The organism is Brachybacterium phenoliresistens, from assembly GCF_039530785.1.
Taxonomy (GTDB): domain Bacteria; phylum Actinomycetota; class Actinomycetes; order Actinomycetales; family Dermabacteraceae; genus Brachybacterium; species Brachybacterium phenoliresistens.
Map to the genome: position 1 here is coordinate 11,387 of NZ_BAAAOW010000003.1, position 17,097 is coordinate 28,483.

Consider the following 17,097-nt stretch of genomic DNA (forward strand, 5'->3'; position numbering starts at 1 on the left):
TGCTACCGGCAGCGGGCGGCGGCCCGGTGCTCGCCGATGGTGCGATCGGCGACACCCGGACGAGGGGACGTGCGGCTCAGCGGCCCTTCGGACCGCCGACGGTGAAGGCGCTGACCTGGGTGACGCCCTCGGAGAGGTCGGCGGAGGCGCGGGACACGTCGCGGGAGATCGCGAACCAGCCGCGGGTCTGCCCCCGGCCCATGCCCTTCCAGGTCACGGTCGCCGCCTCCCCGGAGGCGTGGGTGACCTCGCCGATCACCCGGTCCGTCGGCGTCAGCCCCAGCACCGCGTCGGTGCGGAAGGTGGTGGTGCGGCCCTCGAACTGGACGGGCAGGCGGGTGTCGTCCTCGGTGCCGTCGTAGCGCTCGCGGGTGTCGTACTCGCTCGCGCCGAACTCGTCGAGGTGGGCGGAGTAGGTGTCCACCCACATCTCCCCGCGGTCCAGGTCGAACTGCAGCAGGCGGAAGAAGCTCGAGCCGAAGCGCAGGCCGGTGTCCTCGCCGTAGCCGCCGACCTCCGTGAGCCCCAGCTGGTCGGAGCCGACCTCGTAGAACTGGTAGTCGGCCAGGAGCTCGACGACATGGTTGCCGGTACTGCCGACGTCCCGGCGCACGCTGATGCTGACCCCGTGCTCGTGCCCCGACAGGACCAGGGCCACGTTCGGGTGGTGGGCAAGGATGTCCTCGCGGATGATCGCGCCGTCCTGGGAGAAGGATCCGCCGCGGCCGTCGGGCGCGGCGGAGGGCTTGTTGTACGCGTGGGTGAGGATGATGACGTTGCGGCCGGGGTACCGGTCCAGGACGGAGCTCGCCCAGGCGGTCTCCTCCGCGGTGACCGAGTAGCCCAGGGAGACGGTGATGAAGTCCCGGCCGGCGGCGGTGAACAGCGTGTAGCTGTTCTCGTTGTCCCCCTCCTTCCACGGGTGGTACTCGGCGCCGGCCTCCTTCCAGGAGTCCTGCTCGGCGAGGGCCTCGTAGCGCTCGGGACCGAAGTACTGGTTGAACAGGCTTTCGGGGGCCACGTCCATCCCGCCGCGGTTGTCGTGGTTGCCCGGCAGCACCGAGTGGACCACGCCGGTCTCCTCGAGGATCTCCTGCGTCTGCGAGGCGAACTCGTACTCCTCGATCGCCACCGCGCGATCGGTGTCGCGCGTGTTCCAGTTCTCGATGACGTCGCCGGTGTGGGCGACGTAGGCGATCTTGCGCTCCTCGTGGTTCTCCCCGAGCCAGCGGTAGGAGTCGGCGTAGGCATCGGCCCACACCTCGCGCTCGGCGGCGGTGGGCCGCTGGGTGGCGCCCTCGGAGAGGTACTGGGTGTCGGTGATGTGCATGAGGGAGAAGTCGTAGTCGTCCGGGTCCTCGAAGCCGTCGCGGACGGGGTTGTCGAGGTCGTCGGCGAAGGGGTCGATGCCCAGCACGAGGATCTGCACGGAGCCGTCGGCGTCGTGCTCGGCGCCCGCCGTCGCCTGCAGGCGGACCTGCCCGTCGGCCGAGCCGCGGGCGGAGTCGACCACCTCGTACCGTCCGGTCCCGGTGTCCAGCAGCAGCAGGCGGATCTCCCGGGCCGGGTCGACCTGGCCGCTCCAGGCGATGGTCTGCCCGGGCCCGGTGGCGGCGACGGCGGTGCGCAGGGCGGGGACCTGGGCGGTGAGCGGGGCGTCCTGCGCGGTGCCGTCCTCCGGCAGGAGGGCGTCCTGCGCCGGCGCGGCCTCGGAGAGGGCGACGTCCCCGGCGACGGAGCCGTCGGGGCCGATGGCCGCCGGGTCCAGGATGCCGTGCTCGGCGTCCTGGGCGGCGGCGACCTCGCCCTCGACGAAGACGGTGCTGAGGTCCGCGCCGGTGGGGCTGGTCGCGACCGCCGAGAGCCGCACCCTGCCGGGGCCGCCGGACCGGCTCGCGCCGCCGGGGGCGGGCAGGGTGGTGGAGGTGAAGGAGGCCCGGCCGGAGACGTCCTCGCCCAGGGCGTCGATGCCCGACCAGGCCAGGGTGTGCTCCCCGGCGGCGAGGCCGGGGCCGATCTCGTCGCCGAGGGCGACCTCCTGGCCGTCGAGGGTCCAGGTCAGCGGCGCGGCGAGGAGCTCCTCGTGGTCGATGCTCGCGGCGAGCTCGGTGGGCGCGGCGAGCTCCTGGCCGGGGGCCGGGCTGGTCACCGCGACGGCGACGTCGTCCTCGGTGCGGCCGGCGAAGGTCTGGGCGTAGCGGGCGGTGATCTCCTCGCCGCTCAGCGCGCGCCCGTAGATGCCCGCACCGGCGACGGAGACGGTGCCGTGGAACTGCGGGTCGCCGCTGCCGTTGGTGTCGGCGCCGAGGAAGAACTGGCGGGCGGTGGCCTTCGGGGGCTTGATGGCGGTGCCCGCCGTGGCGGTCTCGGCGACCTTCTGCCCGTTCAGGTACAGCGCGACGGTGCTGCCGTCCCAGGTGCCGGTCGCGTGGTACCACACGCCCTCCTGGATCTCGACGCCGGCCCCGTAGTAGGTGCCGTCGACGTTGACCATCATCTTCAGGGTCGAGCCGTAGGCGGTGAGGGAGAAGCCGCCGGCCTCCTTGGCGCCGCAGAAGTTCCCGGTGCTCTCCTCCGTGCCCTCGGTCAGGCCGTCGTCGAAGCGGACGGTGCACTCCAGGGTCAGCGCCCGCGCGGTGGCCTCGAACCCGTCGGCGAAGTCGTAGCGCACCGCGTTGGTGCCGTCGAAGGAGGCGACCTCCCGGCCCAGCGCGGCATCGGCGCCGATCTCCGGGTCCGCGCCGAAGGCGGTGGTGGCGCGGTCCCGGGCGGCATCGGCCGTGCCGCGGGAGATGTCGACGTCGAGCACGTCCGGGACGGGGGCGTCCACGGCGGGCACGGGCAGCGGCGCGCGCAGGGGCTGGCCGCCGCCGAGGACCGGGGCGGGGCCGGCGGGGACCGGGGCCGCGGGGACAGGGGCGGGGGCGGCCGGGGCCGCGCCGGCGAGGGCGGGCGCCATGCCGACGGCGAGCGCGGCGGCGAGGAGGGCGGATGTGGTGCGCCACGGGGAGGGGGACACGGGGGCTCCTGGGTTCGGAGGGGAGGGACCCCTCGACGCTAGGGAGCGTGGGCGTCGACCTCGTGCACCGTGGGGGAATCCCTGCCGTACGCAGGGTGGACTCCCGATGACGCGCGGGCGGAATGTCCTGTTCGCGGCGCCGGCCGAGGGCACCGGCGCGCTCCGGGCCGGGAGCGCTCCCACCGCGGGCGGCCCTGGGTGCTCAGTCCGTGCGGGGCGTCTCCGGCGCGCTGTGGAGCATGGCGCGGGCGTCCTCGGCGGCCTGCAGGATGCTCGCGCTGATGACGTCGAGGAAGCGGCCGATGCCCTCGAGCCGCTCGGCCGCGGGGCTGCCCTCCCCCAGCACCGCCACGCCCTCCCGGGCGGTCGCGGCGAGCAGCTCGTTGGCCCGGGCGCTGGCGATGGTGGACTGGTACCAGACGTCGTCGTTCGCGAGATAGCGCTCGCGCCGCCCCTCCTCGCGCTCGCGGCGCACGAGGCCCTGCTCCTCGAGGAAGGCGATCGCCTTGGAGACGGAGGCCGGGCTCACCTGGAGGCGGCGCACCAGCTCGGCGGCGGTGAGGCTGCCGGCGTCGGTCGTGAACAGGGCGGTGAGCACGCGGGCCGCCATCGGCGTCAGGCCGGACGCCACGAGCACCGCCGTCAGCGTCTCGCAGAGGCGGGCGAGCGCCTCCGGGTCGCGGCCCTCGGCGGGCAAGGGCGCCGGGCGGGCGCCGCGCCCGGCGGAGCGCTCCCGGGCGCGCCGCTCGGTGGCGCGCTGGGCGGCGTCGGCCCGGTACTCGCGGGGGCCGCCGTTGCGCATCACCTCGCGGGTGACGGTGGAGGTGGGGCGCTCCAGGCGCCGGGCGATCTCCGCATAGGCGAGCCCCTCGGACAGCCCGCGCGCGATGCGGCGCCGGTCCTGCAGGGTGAGCCGGCCTCGTGCCATCGGGAGCCTCCTCGGGTCTCGCACCGCGGCCCAGCGTAGCGCGCCGAGCCGCTGAACGCAACGCCGGCGGCAGCGAATCGTTGCATTATCGACAGAGCCGATGCTCCACTTTAACCCTCCTTACCTGGCTTTCTGGTCGTTTCGGCGCAGCATACCCGTTGCCGGGTCCTCGAATGCTACGTAGCGTTTCTCCTGCACGAAACATCGACGGAAGGAGCGGACATGACCCGCGACGCAGCAGCACACGCATCCCCCTCGGCCCCGCGCTGGCGAGGCATGGTCGAGGTCGACGACACGGCGCTGGCCGTGACCGACAGCGGCGGCCCCGGCCTCCCGGTGCTCTACCTCAACGGGCAGTTCGCGACGCAGGGGTACTGGCGCCGCGTCATCGCGGAGCTGGGCCCGGCCTGGCGGCACATCACCTTCGACGGGCGCGCCCGCGGGCGTCGGTCGCGGACCTCCTCGGACTACTCCTTCGAGGCCGCCCTGCGCGACGTCGACGCCGTGCTCGCGGCCCGCGGGGTGCGGCGCGCGATCGTGGTCGGCTGGTCCTACGGGGCGGTCGTCGCGGCGCACTGGGCGCACCGCCACCCGGACCGGGCGCTCGGCGCCGTGCTCGTGGACGGGGCCTTCCCCCACGACTGGCTGGACGAGGCGATGGCGCGACGGATCCGCACCATGTTCCGCCGCATGCGCCCGATCACCGTGCCGATGCGCCTCACCGGGCTCACCCCGCGGATGAGCGCCGACCAGATGGCCGACAGCAACATCGAGCTGGGCGAGCTCTCCCGGGAGAGCGCCCTCAGCCCGGTGCTCGACGCCCTCTCCGTGCCCACCCGGTTCGTGGTTGCCTCCGGCTCCTCCCTGGGAAGCCGGGCCGATGAGCAGGAGCGCATCCGCGAGAGCCTGGACGCGGCGATCGCCCGCAACCCGCGCATCGCCCTGAGCGCGAAGGTCTCCAGCGACCACGGCGCGATCCTGCGCAGGGACTTCGCGGCGGTGGCCGGGGCCGTGCGGGAGGTCGCCGGCCTCTCCCCCGCCCGGCGCTGATCCGGCCGGGCGCTGACCCGGCCCGGCTCCGCACGGCGGCGCCCCGGGACCCTCAGGGTTCCCGGGGCGCCGAGCGTCGCCGGTCAGAGGATGATCTGGTCGCTCGCGGCGCGGTTCGCGTCACGCCGGGCGGTGCGGTGATCGCGCACCCGGGTGATGATCGTGAAGGCGATGGCCGCCACCATGAGCAGGTAGATGAGGGTGACGATGGGCCCGTCCACGAGGGTCAGCGGGTTCCCGGCGGCGCTCATCAGGGCATCGCGCAGGCTGGTCTCGGCCAGCGGGCCCAGCACCATGCCGATGATCAGCGGGGCCAGCGGGTAGTCCGCCACGCGCATCACGAAGCCCACCAGGGCGATCCCCAGCAGGATCAGCAGATCCGCGACCGAGGAGCTGGTGGCGTAGATGCCCAGCCCGCAGAACACGCTGATGCCGGCGTAGAGGTACGGCTTGGGGATCAGCAGCAGCTTCGCCCACAGCGCCGCGAAGGGCATGTTGATCACCAGCAGCACGATCATCGCGACGAAGAAGCTCGCGATGAGCGTCCACGCCAGGTCCCCTGAGCGCTCGAACATGAGCGGCCCGGGCTGGATTCCGTACTGGCGGAAGGCGGCGAGCATGATCGCGGCCGTCGCCGAGACCGGCAGGCCCAGGGCCAGCAGCGCGCCCATCGACATGCCGGTGGTGGCGTTGCCCGCGGCCTCCGGGGCCGCCAGGCCCCGGATCGCGCCGGTGCCGAAGCGCGGCGGCCTGCGCTTGCCGTCCAGCCGCTTCTCCAGGCCGAAGGCCAGGAAGGTGGGCAGCTCGGAGCCGCCTGCGGGGATCACGCCGAAGGGCAGGCCGATGGCGGTGCCGCGGGCCCAGGCCGGTGCGGCCTCCTTCACCTCCTGCCGGCTCAGCCAGGGGCGCCCCGAGGGACGGATCGGCCGGACGGTCGGGTCGAAGCGCTCGCGGCAGGCGACGTAGATGACCTCGGCGAGGGCGAGCATCGCGACGGTCACCACGACCAGGCTGATCCCGTCGAACAGCAGCGCGCTGCCCATCGTGAAGCGCGGGGCGCCGCTGACCCCGTCGATGCCGATCACCGAGATGCCCAGGCCCAGCGACAGCGACAGCAGCCCCTTGATCGCCGAGTCGGCGAGCATCGAGCTGGTGGAGATGAAGGCGAACAGGGCCAGGGCGAAGTACTCCGCCGGGCCGAAGCTCGAGGAGAACGCGGCCAGCCACGGCGTCAGGAACACCATGATGATGCTCGCGACGAAGCCGCCCACGAAGGCGCCGATGGCGGCGGTGGCCAGGGCCTGCGGGGCGCGGCCGGCGCGGGCCATGGCATGGCCCTCGAAGGTCGAGGCGATCGCGGAGGCCTGGCCGGGCGTGTTCATGAGGATCGCCATGGTCGAGTCGCCGAACAGGCCGCCGAAGTAGATGCCGGCGAACATGATGAACGCGGCCGTCGGCTCGAGGGCGAAGGTGACCGGCAGCAGCAGGGCCACGGCCATCGAGGAGCCGAGGCCCGGCATCACGCCGACGGCCGTGCCCAGCAGGCAGCCGATGAGCACCCACAGCAGGTTGATCGGGTGCAGGACGTCGCCGAAGCCGCCGAGCAGGGAGGAGAGCACATCCATGTCAGAACCCCCATCCGAGGATGCCGGAGGGCAGCGAGAGGCCCAGGATCATGTCGAAGGCGATGTACGCCAGGGAGGACAGCGTCAGCCCCGCGACCACGTCCAGGAGCACGCGGCGGGAGCCGAAGGCCCTCGCCACGCACCAGAACAGCAGGGCGGCGCCGAGCACCCAGCCCAGCACCTCCAGCAGCAGCGAGAACACGAGGAAGCCGCCGACGGCCCACGCGAACGAGGGCCAGTCCAGGCCGGCGCGGCGGGTGACGGTGCCGGCGATGCCCTCGAGGTCGTCGCGGCCCGCCGGGATGCGGCGGTCCGCGGCCAGCGGCGTGTGCCGCCGCAGCACGAGGACCACCTGCGCGATCACGAGGATGCCGATGGCGGCGGCGATGATGCCGGGCACGAAGCGGGGGCCGGGGAAGTCGGTGCCCTCGGGGATGCGCATGGTCACCAGGCCCACCACGAGATAGACCGTGAAGGCGGCCAGCAGCGCGGGCATGGCGAGCTCGGCGAGGACGCCGGGCCCGCTCAGGCGGGGAGCCTCGTCCTCCGCGGCGGTCTCCAAGGCGGCCTCCGGGTCGGTCGGGGTCGGGTTCTGCGTCATGCGCCCATCTCCTCGTACAGTCCGGCGATCTCCTCCGCCTGGGCGGCGAGGAAGGCGTCCAGCTCCTCGCCGTAGCGCTCGGCGCGCATCCAGCTGTAGCGCTCGACGGCTTCCTGCCACTCGGGGGCGGCGACGGTCTCCTGGATGATCGCGACGAGCTCGGCGCGGTCCTCCTCGGTGATGCCGGGCGGGGCGTGCAGGGAGCGCCAGTTGGTCAGGGTCACGTCGAAGCCCTGCTCGACGGTGGTGGGCATGTCGATGCCCTCGACCGGGGCGTCGGCCACGACGGCGAGGGACTTGAAGCGGCCGGACTCGATGAGGTCCTTGTTGTCGGGATAGCCGCCGGTGGCGGCCACGGCGGTGCCGTTGAGGATCGCCTGGATCGCCTCGCCGCCGCCGTCGGAGGAGATGTAGGTCATCTCGACCGGGTCGACGCCGGCCGCGATCGCGAGGGAGGTCACCACGAGCTGGTCGAAGGAGCCGCCGCCGGTCCACGGGATGGCGGCGGGGTCCTCCCGCCACGCCGCGGCGAGGTCCTCGAGGCTCTCGTAGGGGGCATCGGCCTTGACGACGACGACGCCGATCTCGGCGACGATGGTCGCCAGGGGCGTGACGTCCTCGAGGACGACCGAGGAGTCGTACTGGATGGTCGCGGCGAGCTGCCCGGTGCCGCCGACCATGATCGTCTCCGGGCGGCCGGCGAGCCCGGCGAGGTTGCCGAGCGCGATGGTGCCGCCTGCGCCGGGGATGTTCAGGACCTGCGTGTTGTTCACGATGCCGCCGGCGCGCTGGGTGGCCTGCATCTCTCGGGCGCAGGTGTCCCAGCCGCCGCCGGCGGCGGCCGGGGCGATGATCGTGAGGGAGGACCGCAGGTCGCCGCCTCCGGAGGCGGAGGTGATGGAGCCGTAGGCGGCGGTGCCGATGGCACCGGCGGAGACCGCCAGGCCGATCGCGGTCAGGGCGGTCCGGCGCGGCGGCCGCGGGCCTTCAGGCTCGGAGCCGGGCGGGTGACGGGTGTCGGACAACGGCGTCCTCCTGTCGTGCGGGCACCGGGGCATGCCTGCAGGAGGCCCAGGGCGACGGTGCCGAGGTGGGGCGGGATCGGTGCCGTCACCCTAACGCCTCACAGGGGCCGTTTCAGCCCCGCATGCGACTCCACGTAGCCGAGCCGGGCGTAGAACGCCCTCGCCTCCTCGCGGCCGAGGTCGGTCGTCAGCTGCGCGAGGCGGGCGCCGCGGGCACGGCCGTGCTCGTGGGCCCAGGCGAACATCGCCGAGCCCAGTCCGCGGGAGCGCTCGGAGCGGGCGACGCGGACGGCCTCGATCTGCAGGCGGGCGCTGCCCTGGCGGGAGAGCCCCGGCAGGATCGTCAGCTGCATGGTGCCCACCACGGCCCCGGCCTCGTCGCGGACCACCGCGAGATAGTGGGCGCGGTCCTGGGCGACGCGGTCGTAGGCGGCCTCGTACTCGGCGGCGTCATCCCCGCCCTCGCGGGTGCGGCCGATCTCGTCGTCGACCAGCAGGGCCCGGATCGCGGGCACGTCCTCCCGGGCGGCCCGCTGGATGCGGTAGCTGCGCCCGCCGCACCGCAGCACGTCCCCCGCGGACTCCCGGGCGCGCCGGCGCATCCGGGCGACCAGCGCGTCGAGCCAGCTCCCGACCCCGTCGCGCGCCTGCGGCGTGTCGGGATAGCGGCAGCGCAGGTGCAGGCCGGCGTCGTCGAGGATGAACCACAGCATCACGCCGTCGGTGCGGATCGCGGCGCTCACGTACTGGGCGCCGAGCCCCGCCGAGTCGAAGCGCACCGGCAGGCGCCGCAGGTCCAGCCAGGAGATCGCGAACATGCCGGGCGCCTCGGGCATGCCGCCCCAGGGCTCGAGCACCTCGGCCAGCGGCCAGGACCCCAGCCGGATCGCCTCCGTGATCGCCGCGGCGCACGCCGTCGGCGCCGGGTCGGTCGACTCGAGCACGGAGTTGGTGATGAACCAGCCCACCGAGACGTGCCATCGGGCCTCGTGGCGGCTGTGCACCGGGAACACGGCGCGCAGCGGCGCATCGGCCAGCTCCCGGGTCACCTCGGTCATCGCCGAGACCGTCAGCGCCAGCGTGGAGGCGCCGCTCGCGCGGGCCTCCGCGGCGAAGGCGGCGCTGTCGTCGGCGTCGAGCACATCGCGCACCTCGACCCGCTCGGGCTGGGAGGCCGCCTCCCCCAGCGGCAGCGGGAAGCGGGGCATGACCTCGCCGCTGGCGGCGAGGACCTCCGCCCAGCGCCGGCGGACCTCCGCGGGCGCCGGGGGCCGGCCGGCGAGCTGCGCGGTGTGCTCGGCGAAGGACGGCACCGGCTCCGGCAGCTCCTGGGGCGCGGGCGCGGCGCCGCGCGCGGCGAGCCGGGCCAGCAGGTCCCGGCCGATCACGAGCATCGACCACATGTCCACGTGGGCGTGGTCCACGCCGATCACCACGGTGGTGGCATCGGCCGTCTCGAGGGCGCACAGGCGGTGCGCGGGGCGGGCGAAGGGCCGGCAGTGCGCATCGAGCACCTGGCGCAGCGCCTCCTCGACCGCCTGCCCGGGGCCGATGGCATGCTCGCGCCAGGCGCCCGGGCCGATCTCCAGCTCGTGCAGCAGCGGGGCGGCATCGGCCCGCCCCTCGGGGGCGGGAGAGAACACCGAGCGCAGCGTGCCGTGGCGGGCGATCACCGACAGCCACGCCGCGGCGAGGTCCTCCCGCTCCACACGCCGCGGCAGCGCGAAGGACAGGGCCATCCAGGAGCCGGGGCGGTCCCCGGCGCCGACGTGGCGCTGCTGGTCGAAGGAGACCGGCAGGGGCCGCCCCGGGGTGCCGACGGCCACGTCGTAGCCGATCAGGCGCCCGAAGGGCAGCCGCAGGTGCGAGACGTTGGTCAGGCGCATGCGCGCTAACCTAGCGTCCTCACCGCGACCCGAGGAACGGAGGCGGGCGCCGATGCGATTCCGTGTCCCGCATGCCGAGCTCGACACCGAGCTCAGCGACGAGGGCGGCCACCCCGTCGTCCAGCTGCACGGGCTCACCTCGAGCCGCGCCCGGGAGCGGGAGATCGACCTGGACCTGGGGCGGGGCCTGTCCGGCACCCGTCTGCTGCGCTACGACGCCCGCGGGCACGGCCGCTCCACGGGCCGGCCGGAGCCCGGGGACTACCGCTGGGAGGTCCTCGCGGAGGACCTGCTGGCGCTGCTGGAGGAGCACTTCCCCGGCGAGCGGGTGCACGGCGCCGGGCCCTCGATGGGCAGCGGCACGCTGCTGCATGCGGCGGTGGCCGACCCCGGGCGCTTCTCCTCGCTGACCCTGATGATCCCGCCGACCGCGTGGGCGACGCGCACGGCACGGGCCGCGGCCTACCGGGCCTCCGCCGCCCTGGTCGAGGCGCGCGGGGTGGGCGCGTTCGTCGCCGCGGGGGCCATGGCCCCGCAGCCGCCCGCGGCCGTCCCCCCGGCCGACGCCACCCCGGAGATCCCGCCGGAGCTGCTGCCGTCGGTGCTGCGCGGCGCCGGGGACAGCGACCTGCCCGATCCGGCGCGGATCGCCGCGATCACGGTGCCGGTGCGGATCCTGGCCTGGGAGGAGGACCCCTCGCATCCGCTGACGACCGCGCAGGAGCTGGCCCGCCTGCTGCCGCACGCGGAGCTGCGCGTCGCGCGGACCCCCGCGGACGTCCGGACCTGGCCGCGCCTGCTGGCCGAGGACGTCGCCCGGGCCCGGGCGGCCGTGCGCCCGGTGCCCTGATCGCGCGGGCCGGGGAAAACGCCTGGCGCATCGCGCGAGGACGGGGGACGATCAGCGCATGGACGAGCTCACGCAGCGATGGACGAAGGCGACCGTGCACCCCGACATGTGGGTCGACCCGGACGAGGACCCCCGCAGCAGCGACGGCCCCGCGCCGGAGGGCGAGCTGGCGACCCTGCAGGAGTACCTGCGCGACTATCGCGCGACCCTGCTCATGAAGTGCGAGGGCCTGGACTCCGAGCAGCTCGCCCGCCGCTCCGTGCTGCCCTCGACCATGTCGCTGCTGGGGCTGCTGCGGCACCTCGCGGAGGTCGAGCGGGACTGGCAGAGCTGGCTGGATCCCGAGCATGCCCGCCCCAGCCTGTACGGCGATCCCGACGGGGACTTCGACGGCGCGATCGCCGACGACGCCGTGGTCGCCGAGGCCCGCGAGGCCCTGGCCCGCGAGCAGGCCGCGACCGATGCCGCCCTCTCCCGCCACGACCACGACCTCGGCGCGGCCGTCGGCGCGCACGGCACGGTGCGCGAGATCCGGATCCACCTCATCGAGGAGTACGCGCGCCACTGCGGGCACGCGGACCTGCTGCGCGAGTGCGTGGACGGCCGCGTCGGGCAGTGAGCGCGGGGGTGTACCCTCCTGCCATGCTCCCGATGCACGAGACCCTCAACTGGTGGCCCGCCTCCTAGGCGGCCCTGTTCTCGTACGCACGAACCAGACCGCCTTCCGGGGCGGTCTTCGCAGTCGTGGAGCCGGTGGGCCGTCCCGGGCACATCCCAGGAGAAGCCCGTGACCCCCGTGACCGCCGACCCGGCCGCCCTGCTCGCCGCGCTCGTCGCCTCCGACGAGCCCTTCGCCCTGCTCTCCCGCCCCGAGCGGCCGCACCGCTGCGGCGGGCACGACCCGGCCGATATCGAGCTGCTGCGCGGGAGCATCCGCGACGTCGAGGCGCTCGCCGACATCCCCCTGGACGAGGACGGAATGCCCCGCGAGGTCCTCGCCCTGGTCCCCTACCAGCAGATCCGCGAGCGCGGATACGACGTGCCCGCCGAGGACTCCCCGCTGCGCTGCCTGCTCGTCGAGGACCGCGCCGAGCTCGCCCGCGAGCAGCTGCTCACCGCCCTCCCGGCCCGCGTCCCCGCCCTGCACGGCGGCGCCTTCGACGTCTCCGACGCCCGGTACGCCGAGGTGGTGCGCACCGTCATCGAGGAGGAGATCGGCCGGGGCGAGGGCGCGAACTTCGTGATCCGCCGCGACTACCTCGCCGACGTCGAGGGGGCGGCCGATGCCGCCGGGGCCCGCACGGCGGCGCTGGCCTGGTTCCGGGCGCTGCTGGAGCGCGAGCGCGGCGCGTACTGGACCTTCGCGATCGTCGCCGGCGACCGGATCCTGGTGGGCGCGAGCCCGGAGGCGCACGTCGTCGCCCGCGACGGCGAGGTGCTCATGAACCCGATCTCCGGCACCTTCCGCCACGGCGAGGCCCCGCCGACGCGGGAGGCCCTGGCCGAGTTCCTCGCCTCCACGAAGGAGACGGAGGAGCTGTTCATGGTGGTGGACGAGGAGATGAAGATGATGAGCGCCGTCTGCTCCGACGGCGGCCGCATCACCGGCCCGCACCTGAAGCAGATGTCCCGTCTCACCCACACCGAGTACATGCTGCGCGGCCGCAGCGCCCTGGATCCCCGCGACGTGCTGCGCGAGACGATGTTCGCGCCCACCGTCACCGGCTCCCCCATGCAGAACGCGTGCACCGTCATCGGCCGGCACGAGGCGGGCCCGCGCGGCTACTACTCCGGGGTGGCGGCCCTGTTCACCCCCAACGGTGCGGGCGGGCACGCGCTGGACGCGCCCATCCTCATCCGCACCGCCTATCTCGAGGACGGCCGGCTGCGGGTCCCCGTCGGCGCGACGCTCGTGCGGCATTCCGACCCGGACGGGGAGGTCGCCGAGACCCTTGCGAAGTCCGCCGGGGTGCTCGGCGCCATCGGCGCGCTGCCCGCCCGCACCGGGGCGGCCGGCGGGGCCCCCGATCTGGCCGCCGATCCCGGCATCGGCGAGCTGCTGGCCTCCCGCAACGCGACCCTGGCCCGGTTCTGGCTGGAGCCGCAGTCCGCCGCGCCCGGCCCGCTGGCCGGCGCCGAGGCCCTGATCGTGGACGCGGAGGACCGCTTCACCACGATGCTCGCCCACCAGCTGCGCCATCTCGGCGTGCAGGCCGAGGTCCTCCCCTGGGACGCGGTGACGCCGGAGCGGGCCGCGGCCGCGCAGCTGCTGGTCGCCGGGCCCGGCCCCGGGGACCCGCGCGATCCCGCCTCGGCGCGGATGGCGACCCTGCGCGCGCTGATCCGGGCCCGGCTGGAGCGGTCGCAGCCGCTGCTGGCGGTGTGCCTCAGCCACCAGCTGCTGTGCCAGGAGCTGGGCCTCGAGCTCGCCCCGCTGCCGGCGCCGCACCAGGGCGTGCCCCGCACGGTGGACCTGTTCGCGGGCATCGGCCCGGCGCGGATCGGCTTCTACAACACCTTCGCCGCCCGCGTCGCCCCGGGCACCGCGCAGCTGGCCGCGCAGGCGCCCGGCTCCCTGCGCCCGCTCGCGGCCGAGGTCGCCGCCGATCCCGGCACCGGGATCGTCCACGCCCTGCGCGGGGAGGGCTTCGCCTCGGTCCAGGGGCACCTGGAGTCCGTGCTCTCCCGCGACGGGATCGCCGTCCTGGAGGCGCTGACGGCACATGCCCTCGCCGGGACCCGGTGAGGGCCCGTCGCTGCTAGGTTCGGGGGAAGGCCCGGCGATGGCGCCGCGGCCGCCCCGAACGAGCGGAGCAGGCGATGCAGCTGAGGACCGACGGGACGATCCTGGTCGACGAGCACGGACGGCAGCGGATCCTGCACGGGATCAACCTCGTCGCCAAGGGCCCCCGCGGGCAGGCCGGGAGCTCGGGCACCGCGTTCCGCGGCGACTGGTCCGACGAGGACCTCGCGGGCCTGGCCCGGTCGGGGCTGGACGCGGTGCGCCTGGGCGTGATCTGGGCGGCGGTGGAGCCGGAGCCCGGGCGCTACGACACCGGGCACCTGGCCTGGCTCGAGGACATGCTGGACCGCCTGCACCGCGCCGGGCTGGCGGTGGTGCTCGATGCCCATCAGGACCTGTACTCCCAGTCCTTCGGCGACGGCGCGCCGGCCTGGGCGACGCTCACCGCGCAGCCCTTCACCCCCAGCGACCTGTGGAGCGACGCCTACGTCTCCTCCGCCGCCGTGCAGGAGGCGCTGGACGCGTTCTGGGCCGATGCCCCCGGGCCGGACGGGGTGGGCATCCGCACCCGCTTCACCGCGATGTGGGGCGAGCTGGCCCGGCGCCTGGGCGGCCATCCGGCGGTGATCGGCTACGACGTGCTCAACGAGCCCGCCCCCGGCGCCCTCATGGTCGAGGTGCAGCAGGCGATCCTTGGGGCGCTCGCCGAGCGCACCGGCCAGGCCCCGGAGCAGGTCGCCGCGGACCTCTCCGACCCGGCGGCGCGTCTCGCGCAGCTGGCGCGGCTCGAGGACGAGTCGCTGCACCGGGCGGTGGCCGATGCCGCCGCGCCGCTGCTCGCGCCCTTCGAGCAGGGCCCCGTCCATGACCTCTTCCGGCAGGCCGCCGCCGCGATCCGGGAGCATCGGCCCGGGGCGCTGATCCTGCGCGAGCACTCGTATCCCGGCAACCTCGGCGTCCCCGCCGCGATCCCGCCGCTGGACGGCGGGGCGTGGGCGTACTCGCCCCACGGCTACGACCTCGTGGTGGACACCGAGGCCATGTCCGCGCCCAGCGATCGCCGGGTGACGACGATCCTCACCCGCGCCGCGGAGACCGCCGCGGGGCTCGGGGTCCCGGTGATCGTCGGGGAATGGGGCGGGCTCGGGGATCTCGCCGGCATCGGGGCCCACATCCAGCACCAGCTGGACCTCTTCGACCGCTGGGCGTGGAGCTGGTTCTACTGGTCCTTCGACGCGTCCTTCCCCGGGAGCGAGGCGGCCCGGCACCTGCGCCGGCCCCGGGCCGTCGCGGTCACCGGCCGCGGGCTGCGCGCGGAGTCCTCCGCGGGCGGCGGCTGGAAGGCGGCCTGGGACGGGGCGGAGGGCCCGGCGCCCACCGAGTTCTGGGTGCCCGAGGAGCGGGACGTCGAGCTCGTCGTCGACGGGGCGCGGGCCTCGATCCTGCGCGAGGGCGCGCGGGTAATCATCACGCCGCGGCCCGGGGAGCACCGCCTGCGGGTCCTGTGACCGGGGCGCCGGCCCGACGCGCTCAGGGGCGCTGCCAGGCCGTGCCCGGCGGGGCGTCCAGCGGCGTGGGCGCGTACTCGAGCAGCTGCAGCCCGCCCTCGAAGGTGCGCGTCCCGATCAGCTCGAGGGTGAAGTCCTCGAAGCGCTCCCAGATCCGCTCGAGCCCGGTGCGCCCGGTGATGACCGGGAACAGGATGATGCGGAAGCGGTCCACGAGCCCGGCGCGCAGCAGGGAATGGCTCAGACGGATGCTGCCGACGGTCGTCAGCGGCCGGGACGCGGTGCGCTTCAGCTCACGCACGGCCTCGGCCGCATCGGTGCTGATCAGCCGCGAGTTCGGCCACGACAGCGGGGGCGTGAGGGTCGAGGAGAAGACGATCTTCTCCACCTCGGCCATGTGCGCGAAGCTCGCCTTCTCCTCCGCGGAGACGTCCAGGGACTCGGCCTGCTGCGCCATCTCGGACATCATGCGGTAGGTGGTCGCGCCCATCAGCTGGATGCGTTCGGGCTCCTGACCGAGCCAGTCGAGGTACTCGGGGCTCTGCAGACCCCACCAGCCGGGCCAGCCCTCCGCCGCGGCGCAGCCGTCCAGGGAGAGGATGAAGTCCACCAGCAGCTCCTGGCCGCCGGGCCCGGGCGGCGGGCCCTGCCCCGGGATGCTCGGGGACGGATCAGGGGTCGTTCCTGCGGATGCTCCGGTCTCGGACATGGTCGCCTCCTCGCGAGGGCCACCACGCTACTGCGCGGCCCGCGCGCAGGGAATCCCCGTGACGTGCTCGCGCGGCCCCCGTAGTCTCCCGCCATGACCACGGGCACGACGGACGGCACGAGCACGCAGGGCACGACCACGCAGGGCACGACGACGATGCACGCGGCGCAGGTCCCGCTGGCCCAGGCCGATGCGCGCCGGCTCATCGGCCGCGCCCTCGAGCAGGCGGGCCGCCCGCCCGCGGCGGAGGTACTCGCCCTGCCCGGGGCGGGCACCACGAGCTACGTGCTGCGGGTCGGCACCGACCTCGTGGCCCGCTTCCCGATGACCGGCGAGGACCCGGACGCCGTGCGCGCCGCCCTGGTCGCCGAGCACGCGGCGATGGCGGAGTTCGCGGCCGCGTGCCCCGTGCCCGCGCCGCTCCCGGTGGCGATCGGCGAGGGCGACGCCGGGTTCCCCCTGCCGTTCTCCCTGCAGACCTGGGTCGAGGGCGAGGTCGCGACCCCGACCTCCGTCGCGGGCTCCGTGCCCGTCGCCGAGCAGCTCGCCGATCTCCTCGGCACGCTGCGGGAGGTGCCCACCCGCGGTCGACGCTTCGCGGGCGGAGGACGCGGCGGAGAGCTGCCCGACCACGACGCCTGGATGCGCACCTGCCTGGAGAACAGCCGCGGCCTGCTGCCGGTGGAGGAGCTGGCCGCGCTGTGGGAACGGTGGCGCACGCTGCCGCACGAGAGCGCCGACGTCATGAGCCACAGGGACCTCATCCCCGGCAACCTGCTGCTGGGCGGGGGCCGCCTGGTGGGGGTGCTCGATGCCGGCGGCTTCGGCCCGGCCGATCCGGCCCTGGACCTGGTGGCCGCTTGGCATCTGCTGGACAGCTCCGCGCGCGAGGCGCTGCGGGAGCGGCTGGACGTGCCGGAGCTGGACTGGCTGCGCGGCGCCGCCTGGGCCTTCGCCCAGGCCATGGGCCTGGTCTGGTACTACCGCGAGACCAACCCGCCGATGGCGGAGCTGGGACGGACGACGCTGGGGCGGCTGCTGGCATCGGCCGAGGAGCTGGTGCGCTGATCGTCGCCGGCTCGGGACCGGGCCGCACGGGCGCTGCCGGGAACGCTCGAGGAATGCCGGCACCCCGCGGCCGGCGCCCTCCCCC

At 74.8% G+C, this 17,097-nt stretch carries 13 protein-coding genes; 6 read left to right on the plus strand and 7 right to left on the minus strand.

Annotation, left to right across the window (positions count from 1 at the left end; all coding sequences use genetic code 11):
- Positions 1 to 76 precede the first annotated feature (76 nt).
- Together ABD234_RS07575 and ABD234_RS07580 are read right to left on the minus strand one after the other, a co-directional pair.
- Positions 77 to 3,019 (minus strand): LamG-like jellyroll fold domain-containing protein, encoded by a 2,943-nt coding sequence (locus ABD234_RS07575; protein WP_344354839.1) that lies wholly within the window; start codon positions 3,017 to 3,019, stop codon positions 77 to 79.
- A 202-nt stretch (positions 3,020 to 3,221) separates the two neighbouring features.
- Complete coding sequence (locus ABD234_RS07580; protein WP_344354841.1) at positions 3,222 to 3,947, minus strand: MarR family transcriptional regulator; 726 nt, start codon at positions 3,945 to 3,947, stop codon at positions 3,222 to 3,224.
- 222 nt (positions 3,948 to 4,169) lie between these two features.
- Between ABD234_RS07580 and ABD234_RS07585 the strand changes: the two genes are divergently transcribed.
- Complete coding sequence (locus ABD234_RS07585; protein ID WP_344354843.1) at positions 4,170 to 4,997, plus strand: alpha/beta fold hydrolase; 828 nt, start codon at positions 4,170 to 4,172, stop codon at positions 4,995 to 4,997.
- Between the two features lie 83 nt (positions 4,998 to 5,080).
- Here ABD234_RS07585 and ABD234_RS07590 read toward each other — a convergent pair whose 3' ends face one another.
- The 4 genes from ABD234_RS07590 to ABD234_RS07605 all read right to left on the minus strand — a co-directional run bounded on the left by ABD234_RS07590 (position 5,081) and on the right by ABD234_RS07605 (position 10,134).
- Positions 5,081 to 6,622, minus strand: a complete 1,542-nt coding sequence (locus ABD234_RS07590) for a tripartite tricarboxylate transporter permease (protein WP_344354845.1) — start codon at positions 6,620 to 6,622, stop codon at positions 5,081 to 5,083.
- 1 nt (position 6,623) lies between these two features.
- Positions 6,624 to 7,223: a tripartite tricarboxylate transporter TctB family protein gene (locus ABD234_RS07595; RefSeq protein WP_344354847.1), complete on the minus strand. Its 600-nt coding sequence runs from the start codon at positions 7,221 to 7,223 to the stop codon at positions 6,624 to 6,626.
- Entirely contained in the window at positions 7,220 to 8,248 is a 1,029-nt protein-coding gene (locus ABD234_RS07600; RefSeq protein ID WP_232226184.1) for a tripartite tricarboxylate transporter substrate binding protein, read from the minus strand. The genes ABD234_RS07595 and ABD234_RS07600 overlap by 4 nt, the downstream gene beginning before the upstream one ends.
- 98 nt (positions 8,249 to 8,346) lie before the next feature.
- Positions 8,347 to 10,134, minus strand: coding sequence for a GNAT family N-acetyltransferase (locus tag ABD234_RS07605; protein WP_344354849.1), 1,788 nt, complete (start codon positions 10,132 to 10,134; stop codon positions 8,347 to 8,349).
- Positions 10,135 to 10,186: 52 nt separating this feature from the next.
- Between ABD234_RS07605 and ABD234_RS07610 the strand changes: the two genes are divergently transcribed.
- The 4 genes from ABD234_RS07610 (at position 10,187) to ABD234_RS07625 (ending at position 15,235) form a co-directional block, all read left to right on the plus strand.
- On the plus strand, positions 10,187 to 10,984 hold the full coding sequence (locus ABD234_RS07610) for an alpha/beta fold hydrolase (protein ID WP_038370760.1): 798 nt from the start codon (positions 10,187 to 10,189) through the stop codon (positions 10,982 to 10,984).
- A gap of 58 nt (positions 10,985 to 11,042) precedes the next feature.
- Positions 11,043 to 11,603 carry a DinB family protein gene (locus ABD234_RS07615; protein ID WP_344354852.1) on the plus strand — a complete coding sequence of 187 codons (561 nt, stop codon included), beginning with the start codon at positions 11,043 to 11,045 and terminating at the stop codon, positions 11,601 to 11,603.
- A 177-nt stretch (positions 11,604 to 11,780) separates the two neighbouring features.
- Complete coding sequence (locus ABD234_RS07620) at positions 11,781 to 13,730, plus strand: anthranilate synthase family protein (RefSeq protein WP_425546785.1); 1,950 nt, start codon at positions 11,781 to 11,783, stop codon at positions 13,728 to 13,730.
- A gap of 74 nt (positions 13,731 to 13,804) precedes the next feature.
- On the plus strand, positions 13,805 to 15,235 hold the full coding sequence (locus tag ABD234_RS07625) for a glycoside hydrolase family 5 protein (protein ID WP_344354854.1): 1,431 nt from the start codon (positions 13,805 to 13,807) through the stop codon (positions 15,233 to 15,235).
- Positions 15,236 to 15,257: 22 nt separating this feature from the next.
- Here the strand turns inward: ABD234_RS07625 and ABD234_RS07630 are convergent, their stop codons facing one another.
- Positions 15,258 to 15,944, minus strand: coding sequence for a dihydrofolate reductase family protein (locus ABD234_RS07630; protein WP_344354855.1), 687 nt, complete (start codon positions 15,942 to 15,944; stop codon positions 15,258 to 15,260).
- Positions 15,945 to 16,037: 93 nt separating this feature from the next.
- Here ABD234_RS07630 and ABD234_RS07635 point away from each other — a divergent pair, with 93 nt between their 5' ends.
- On the plus strand, positions 16,038 to 17,012 hold the full coding sequence (locus ABD234_RS07635; RefSeq protein WP_344354857.1) for a phosphotransferase: 975 nt from the start codon (positions 16,038 to 16,040) through the stop codon (positions 17,010 to 17,012).
- Positions 17,013 to 17,097: the final 85 nt, after the last annotated feature.

Excerpts from the sequence above, each read along its gene's own strand:
- ABD234_RS07580 (WP_344354841.1), bottom strand. The coding sequence starts at position 3,947 with ATGGCACGAGGCCGGCTCACCCTGCAGGACCGGCGCCGCATCGCGCGC.
- ABD234_RS07585 (WP_344354843.1), top strand. The coding sequence starts at position 4,170 with ATGACCCGCGACGCAGCAGCACACGCATCCCCCTCGGCCCCGCGCTGG.
- ABD234_RS07590 (WP_344354845.1), bottom strand. The coding sequence starts at position 6,622 with ATGGATGTGCTCTCCTCCCTGCTCGGCGGCTTCGGCGACGTCCTGCAC.
- ABD234_RS07595 (WP_344354847.1), bottom strand. The coding sequence starts at position 7,223 with ATGACGCAGAACCCGACCCCGACCGACCCGGAGGCCGCCTTGGAGACC.
- ABD234_RS07605 (WP_344354849.1), bottom strand. The coding sequence starts at position 10,134 with ATGCGCCTGACCAACGTCTCGCACCTGCGGCTGCCCTTCGGGCGCCTG.
- ABD234_RS07610 (WP_038370760.1), top strand. The coding sequence starts at position 10,187 with ATGCGATTCCGTGTCCCGCATGCCGAGCTCGACACCGAGCTCAGCGAC.
- ABD234_RS07615 (WP_344354852.1), top strand. The coding sequence starts at position 11,043 with ATGGACGAGCTCACGCAGCGATGGACGAAGGCGACCGTGCACCCCGAC.
- ABD234_RS07625 (WP_344354854.1), top strand. The coding sequence starts at position 13,805 with ATGCAGCTGAGGACCGACGGGACGATCCTGGTCGACGAGCACGGACGG.
- ABD234_RS07630 (WP_344354855.1), bottom strand. The coding sequence starts at position 15,944 with ATGTCCGAGACCGGAGCATCCGCAGGAACGACCCCTGATCCGTCCCCG.
- ABD234_RS07635 (WP_344354857.1), top strand. The coding sequence starts at position 16,038 with ATGACCACGGGCACGACGGACGGCACGAGCACGCAGGGCACGACCACG.